Source organism: Endozoicomonas atrinae (assembly GCF_001647025.1).
Lineage (GTDB): Bacteria > Pseudomonadota > Gammaproteobacteria > Pseudomonadales > Endozoicomonadaceae > Endozoicomonas > Endozoicomonas atrinae.
Map to the genome: position 1 here is coordinate 1 of NZ_LUKQ02000533.1, position 1619 is coordinate 1619.

Below are 1619 nucleotides of genomic sequence, written 5' to 3' on the forward strand. Positions count from 1 at the left end.
TTAGCTAATAACTCAGGTGATTTACCACTGACTTCTAATTTAGCTGAAACGACCCAGAGTTCCAGTAAAAATTTAGATGGTACTACCCCCCCCCCCGCTTTTCAGTCGTCAAACTGAAGGAATATTTACAGTCCCGATCGAACCCATCTCACCCTGAGTGAACGGTCAACAAGCGAAGGGTCAGAAGGTATTGATCGCTGTCATCTGGATAGGCAAACGGTAATACTTGCTGCGCTTCTACAGGAGCACCGTTAGCCCGATCAAAGATAACGGAGAACTGTCGGTTATCCGGGAGCGATAGAGTCATGGTTTTATTGGCCGCTTTGGAGAGTGCAAACAGGTTCTTAACGGTCAGCCGGGATACCCAACCAGCCTCACCGTTGCCAGAAAGAACGATTGGCCTGCCTTGTATTAGTTGGCCTTCCTGAACCATCAAAGCTCCGGTTAGGCTCCGCTCGGTGGTTTGCTCGACGGGGTTCCATTCAAACTCATTGATCCAGAGAAGATCGTCCGGGAGGGTAATGGTATCCAGTATCATCAGACCGTCCTCATACCTGCGTTTTTCAGGGCTTCCAACAGTTTGGTTTCATCCGTTGAATCAATGCCCACATTGACCGCACCGCCCGGATATTCCAGCCGGATGATTTTTTGTGGAGATTGCTGTACAGTTCGAGTAGCTGGCGCTGACGTGCTCACCTGACTCTCTCGGAGGGTTTGGGCTTTTTCATTGTTGGCCTGCCGGATACGTTCGTTGTAAATCTGCTCACTGATCCGCAGGGCAGAGGTGATATTGCTGATCGCCTCCTGATCCCCTTTGGCGATAGCTTCTGCCTGCTGTGCCTTTAGATCGTCACGCTGCGTTTGATAACGACGTTGCTCAATGTCCGATTGTCTGCCCTGCAATTCATCCAGTTCATCTTGCAGGCTATTGAGGGTATTCCGGGAACTGTCGCCCAAACTGTCCATGCTCTGCTCTGCCGAGCGAATGGCATTGTTGAGGCGGTCTAAATCCTGATTGTTCAGGAGGTTCATCGTATCAGCGGCTCGCTCGCCCTGCCGGATAAAGCTTCTCGCTGTCGAGCCGCCGAGCTCATAACTCTCTAATAGTTCCTCGAGGGCGATCTTCTGTTCTAAGTACTGGCTTTTGACATAGGCAGCATTTTTCGCAGTCTCATTCATCCAACTGCTGATGCCGGTGACATCGAAGGTATAGGAGTGCTGTAGCTTATTAAGTTCTTCTCTGGTTTCCTCGAGCTGACTTTTCAATTCAGCAATACTGCTGATCGCCTACTCGGTGTTGATGTTGCCTACGCCATTCATCGCCACAAAGGCATCGTGCGCCGCACCACTCATGCCCTGAAGTTCTGCGGTTAGGGTGTTGTAATGACCGGCCATGATTCCGGCAATAGAGGTCGCATCGGTCAGCGCTTCGGCCTGTTGTGCTCCGGCTTGCTCGGCGGTGTTGCCAACATTTTTTACGGCATCCTTGGTATCTTCCGCTTCCTCTTTAAATGACTTGAGCTTTTCCCGGCTCGCATCCATCGCCTCTGTGTATTCTTCGAGCGATAGCGTTCCCTGTGAAAAGGCTTCGGCAATAGTGACACCGAGGCTGGCAAGTT

At 51.0% G+C, this 1619-nt stretch carries 3 protein-coding genes; all 3 read right to left on the reverse strand.

Annotation, left to right across the window (positions count from 1 at the left end; all coding sequences use genetic code 11):
- Positions 1-148 precede the first annotated feature (148 nt).
- Positions 149-538, reverse strand: a complete 390-nt coding sequence (locus tag AK963_RS28790; RefSeq protein ID WP_066018707.1) for a hypothetical protein — start codon at positions 536-538, stop codon at positions 149-151.
- A complete protein-coding gene (locus tag AK963_RS28795; protein ID WP_066018708.1) occupies positions 538-1266 on the reverse strand; it encodes a hypothetical protein in 729 nt (242 codons plus the stop codon). The genes AK963_RS28790 and AK963_RS28795 overlap by 1 nt, the downstream gene beginning before the upstream one ends.
- 21 nt (positions 1267-1287) lie before the next feature.
- On the reverse strand, positions 1288-1619 hold a 332-nt coding region (locus AK963_RS33945), incomplete at its 5' end, for a hypothetical protein (protein WP_175404715.1).